The organism is Nocardia sp. NPDC058497, assembly GCF_042720195.1.
Classification (GTDB): Bacteria; Actinomycetota; Actinomycetes; order Mycobacteriales; family Mycobacteriaceae; genus Nocardia.
In genome coordinates this window covers 823-4,960 of the sequence record NZ_JBHXMY010000452.1, presented here as the reverse complement: position 1 = coordinate 4,960, position 4,138 = coordinate 823, and the positions used below count along the sequence as shown (strand labels likewise).

Sequence of the window (4,138 nt, the reverse complement as noted above, 5' to 3'; positions counted from 1 at the left end):
AGTGCCGACGCTGGTCAACGCCAGCGGCGTGCACTACTACGGCGGCGACACCGGTGACACGGTCGTCGACGAGACCTCCCCCGCCGGAACCGGTTTCCTCGCGACCCTGTGCCGCGACTGGGAAGCCGCCACGGAACCGGCCGCTTCCGCAGGGGTGCGCACCGTCCTGGTGCGCAGCGCGGTGGTGCTGGCCCGCAACGGCGGCATGCTGAGCATGCTGCACCCGCTGTACCTGCTGGGCCTGGGCGGACGCCTCGGCAGCGGCCGCCAGTACACGCCGTGGATCTCCCTCGACGACGAGGTCGGCGCCATCATCTTCGCGCTCACCCACCCCGAGATCTCCGGCCCGATCAACTCCGCGGGCCCCGCCCCGGTCACCAACGCGGAATTCAACCGGGCCCTCAGCCGTGCCGTGCACCGGCCCGCCCCATTCATCGTCCCCGGTTTCGCCCTGCGCGCCCTGGTCGGCGAGCTCGCCGACGAGGCGATCCTGCGCGGCCCGCGCGCCATCCCGGCCGCGCTGGAACAGGCCGGCTACACCTTTCAGCACCCGACGATCGGCGCCGCCCTGGCCGCCACCGTCGCCCGCACCGGAGCCCACTGATGTTCATCCGCGACGCCGACAAGGCCGACCTGCCCGCCGTTCTCGCGATCCACAACACCAATATCGCCGAGTCGACCGCGATCTGGGACACCGACGAGGTAGACCTCGACGACCGCATCACCTGGTTCGCCGACCGCACCGCCGCGGGCATGCCGATCCTGATCGCCGAGATCGACGGCGAGGTCGCCGGTTACGCCTCCTACGGCCGGTGGCGCCCCAAATCCGGCTACCGCTTCACCGTCGAGAACTCCGTCTACGTCGACCACCGCTTCCAGCGCCGCGGCGTGGCGACCGCCCTGCTCACCGAGTTGATCGCCCGCGCCACCGATTCCGGCCGCGTGCACGCCATGATCGCCGCCATCGAATCCGGCAACGCCGCGTCGATCACCCTGCACGAACGCTTCGGCTTCCGCACCGTCGGCGAACTCCCGGAAGTCGGCCGCAAATTCGACCGCTGGATGGACCTGACCCTCATGCAGCTGAACTTCCCGATGGCGCCGTGACCGGCGGCGACGACCGGTCTGCGCCGCCGTCGGCCCCGGGGCGTAACGTCAGGATGGTGAACGACACGCGCCCCACCGCGTCCGCTCGATTCGATACGACCCCGATCGTGGTCGAGGATCTCGGACTCATCGAATACAACGCCGCCTGGGAGCTGCAACGGCAGATCGCCGACGAGCGCGCCGCAGGCGAAGGCGCCGACCGGCTGCTCCTGCTCGAGCACCCGTCGGTCTACACCGCGGGCCGCCGCACCGAGGCCGAGGACCTGCCGATCGACGGCAGTCCGGTGGTGCAGGTCGACCGTGGCGGCAAGATCACCTGGCACGGTCCGGGTCAGCTGGTCGGGTATCCGATCATCCGCCTCGCCGAGCCCGTCGACGTCGTGCAGTACGTCCGGCGGCTGGAAGAGGCGCTGATCCAGGTCGTCTCCGGCCTCGGGATCGAGTGCGGCCGGATCGAGGGCCGCTCGGGCGTGTGGCTGCCCGCCACCGAGTGGTTCGCCGAACGCAAGATCGCCGCGATCGGTGTGCGCGTGCAGCGCGGCGTCGCCCTGCACGGCATCTCGCTGAACTGCAATTCCGCGCTCGACGGCTTCCAGGCGATCGTGCCGTGCGGCATCAAGGACGCCGGCGTCACCACGCTGACCCGAGAACTGGGCCGTGAAGTCACCGTCGCCGAAATCAAGCCTCTCGTCGCGACCGCCATCGTTGCCGCCCTCGACGGGGAAATTCCCGTTCAGCCGCATGACATTGATCGCACCACCATCGCCGCGGACGCCGTGGCCCCGAGCGTAGAGTCGGTTCAGTGACCTCCGTAGACGCCTCTGCCCCCGCCGGACGCAAGCTGCTGCGCATCGAAGCGCGCAACGCGGAGACCCCGATCGAGCGCAAACCCAAGTGGATTCGCACCCGCGCCACCATGGGCCCCGAATACACCGAGCTCAAGGGCCTGGTGAAACGCGAAGGCCTGCACACGGTCTGCGAGGAAGCCGGCTGCCCCAACATCTTCGAATGCTGGGAAGACCGCGAGGCCACCTTCCTCATCGGCGGTGAACAGTGCACCCGCCGCTGCGACTTCTGCCAGATCGACACCGGCAAGCCCGCCGCCCTCGACCGCGACGAGCCCCGCCGCGTCGCCGAGAGCGTCCAGGCCATGGGCCTGCGCTACTCCACCATCACCGGCGTCGCCCGCGACGACCTCGACGACGGCGGCGCCTGGCTCTACGCCGAAACCGTGCGCGCCATCAAGGCACTCAACCCCGGCACCGGCGTCGAACTGCTCATCCCCGACTTCAACGCCGACCCCGACCAGCTCGCCGAGGTCTTCTCGACCCGCCCCGAGGTCCTGGCCCACAACCTGGAGACGGTGCCGCGCATCTTCAAGCGCATCCGCCCCGCCTTCCGCTACGAGCGCTCCCTGGCCGTCATCACCGCCGCCCGCGAAGCGGGCCTGGTCACCAAGTCCAACCTCATCCTCGGCATGGGCGAAACCCCGGAAGAGGTCACCGAAGCGATGCGCGACCTGCACGAAGCAGGCTGCGACATCCTCACCATCACCCAGTACCTGCGCCCGTCCCCCCGCCACCACCCCGTCGACCGCTGGGTCAAGCCGGAGGAGTTCGTCGAGCACTCCAAGGTCGCCGAAGACCTCGGTTTCGCCGGCGTCATGGCAGGCCCCCTGGTCCGCTCCTCCTACCGCGCAGGCCGCCTCTACGCCCAGGCCATGACCCACCACGGCCGCGAGATCCCCGAGGCCATGGCCCACCTGGCCCAGGAAGGCACCGCCTCCCAGGAAGCCAGCTCGGTCCTGGCCCGCTACGGCAGCTGAAATCGCTGGCGCACCCCGCTAAGCTGAAAACACCACACACGCGAGGCGTCCTTCGAGGAGACGTGATGGCGATCGATTTCGACGCGCTGATGCCGCAACTACGCGCGCTGTGCGAGAAGTACGACGTTGTTGAACTGTCGGTCTTCGGGTCTGTGGCCCGTGGAACGGATAGGCCGGACAGCGACGTCGACCTGCTTTACCTGCTGAAGCCGGACACCCATATCGGGCTGGAGTTCTTCGGATTCCAGGAAGAGTTGGAGGAACTCCTCGGCCGAAGGGTCGATGTCGTTCCAAAGAAGTACCTGCACTGGTTCATTCGTGATGCGGTACTGGCGGAGGCGAAAGATCTGCATGTCGCGGCGTGAAGACCTGTATCTCGCCGACATCGTCACCGCCTACTACCGAATCGCCTCCTACCTCGAAGACCTCGCCTTCGCTGATTTCCAGAAAGACGATCTCCGCCAGGACGGGGTTATCCGCCAGCTTTCGATCATCGGCGAGGCCGCATCGTCACTGACACCAGCAACCCGTGACTCACAGCCCGAGATCCCGTGGAAGCTGGTGCGTGGCATGCGAAACATGCTCGTCCATCAGTACTTCGATGCCGACTTGATAATCGTCTTCAACGCCGCCACGAAGAGTGTGCCGGAACTGGCCGAGCGCATCCTCGCGATGCTGACACAACGCGATCCCGCCGAGGCCGAGCGCGTCCGCGCCCACAAACCCGCATGGTTAGACTGAGCCTCCCCTAACTTTATGGAAGGACCCATGTCGAAGTTCGAGAACGTCTCCGTCGTCAAGAAGGCCAACGTCTATTTCGACGGCAAGTGCGTCAGCCACAACATCGAGCTGCCCGACGGCACCTCGAAGTCCGTCGGCGTGATCCTGCCGTCCACCCTGACCTTCACCACCGGCGCCCCCGAGATCATGGAGCTCATCGAGGGCGAGGCGAAGGTGACCCTGGCCGGCGAGACCGAGGCCGTCACCTACCGCGGCGGCGAGTCGTTCAACGTCCCCGGCGACAGCTCGTTCGTCATCGAGGTCGTCGACACCGTCCACTACGTCTGCCACTTCGGCTGACCCGCCCGGGGGGGGCCCCCACAGCCGGGCCCCCCGGGGCGTGTGAAAAAAACGTTTGGGGGGGCCCCCCCGAGGGGCCCGCCCCCCCCGCGCGGCCCCCCCCCCCCCCCCCCCACAACCCCCCCC

At 68.0% G+C, this 4,138-nt stretch carries 7 protein-coding genes; all 7 read left to right on the top strand.

Translation table 11 applies throughout. From position 1 onward, the window contains the following. The coding region (locus tag ACFWPJ_RS24585) for a TIGR01777 family oxidoreductase (RefSeq protein WP_378854743.1) at positions 1 to 604 on the top strand (604 nt) is incomplete at its 5' end. Then, the gene (locus ACFWPJ_RS24580) at positions 604 to 1,107 is read left to right on the top strand and encodes a GNAT family N-acetyltransferase (protein WP_378854742.1); all 504 of its coding nucleotides are present in this window, start codon (positions 604 to 606) and stop codon (positions 1,105 to 1,107) included. The genes ACFWPJ_RS24585 and ACFWPJ_RS24580, both read left to right, overlap by 1 nt. Before the next feature lie 53 nt (positions 1,108 to 1,160). Continuing rightward, positions 1,161 to 1,913 (top strand): lipoyl(octanoyl) transferase LipB, encoded by a 753-nt coding sequence (lipB, locus tag ACFWPJ_RS24575; RefSeq protein WP_378854741.1) that lies wholly within the window; start codon positions 1,161 to 1,163, stop codon positions 1,911 to 1,913. After that, on the top strand, positions 1,910 to 2,932 hold the full coding sequence (gene lipA / locus ACFWPJ_RS24570) for a lipoyl synthase (protein WP_378854740.1): 1,023 nt from the start codon (positions 1,910 to 1,912) through the stop codon (positions 2,930 to 2,932). Before lipB ends, lipA begins: the two co-directional genes overlap by 4 nt. 65 nt (positions 2,933 to 2,997) lie before the next feature. After that, on the top strand, positions 2,998 to 3,297 hold the full coding sequence (locus ACFWPJ_RS24565) for a nucleotidyltransferase family protein (protein ID WP_378854739.1): 300 nt from the start codon (positions 2,998 to 3,000) through the stop codon (positions 3,295 to 3,297). Continuing rightward, positions 3,284 to 3,673 carry a DUF86 domain-containing protein gene (locus ACFWPJ_RS24560; RefSeq protein ID WP_378854738.1) on the top strand — a complete coding sequence of 130 codons (390 nt, stop codon included), beginning with the start codon at positions 3,284 to 3,286 and terminating at the stop codon, positions 3,671 to 3,673. The genes ACFWPJ_RS24565 and ACFWPJ_RS24560 overlap by 14 nt, the downstream gene beginning before the upstream one ends. Positions 3,674 to 3,700: 27 nt before the next feature. After that, positions 3,701 to 4,012, top strand: a complete 312-nt coding sequence (locus ACFWPJ_RS24555) for a pyrimidine/purine nucleoside phosphorylase (protein WP_378854737.1) — start codon at positions 3,701 to 3,703, stop codon at positions 4,010 to 4,012. The last annotated feature ends 126 nt before the right edge of the window (positions 4,013 to 4,138 follow it).

What these genes read in the sequence shown, in the direction of transcription:
- ACFWPJ_RS24580 (WP_378854742.1), top strand. Translation starts at nt 604, where the DNA reads ATGTTCATCCGCGACGCCGACAAGGCCGACCTGCCCGCCGTTCTCGCG.
- lipB (WP_378854741.1), top strand. Translation starts at nt 1,161, where the DNA reads ATGGTGAACGACACGCGCCCCACCGCGTCCGCTCGATTCGATACGACC.
- ACFWPJ_RS24565 (WP_378854739.1), top strand. Translation starts at nt 2,998, where the DNA reads ATGGCGATCGATTTCGACGCGCTGATGCCGCAACTACGCGCGCTGTGC.
- ACFWPJ_RS24560 (WP_378854738.1), top strand. Translation starts at nt 3,284, where the DNA reads ATGTCGCGGCGTGAAGACCTGTATCTCGCCGACATCGTCACCGCCTAC.
- ACFWPJ_RS24555 (WP_378854737.1), top strand. Translation starts at nt 3,701, where the DNA reads ATGTCGAAGTTCGAGAACGTCTCCGTCGTCAAGAAGGCCAACGTCTAT.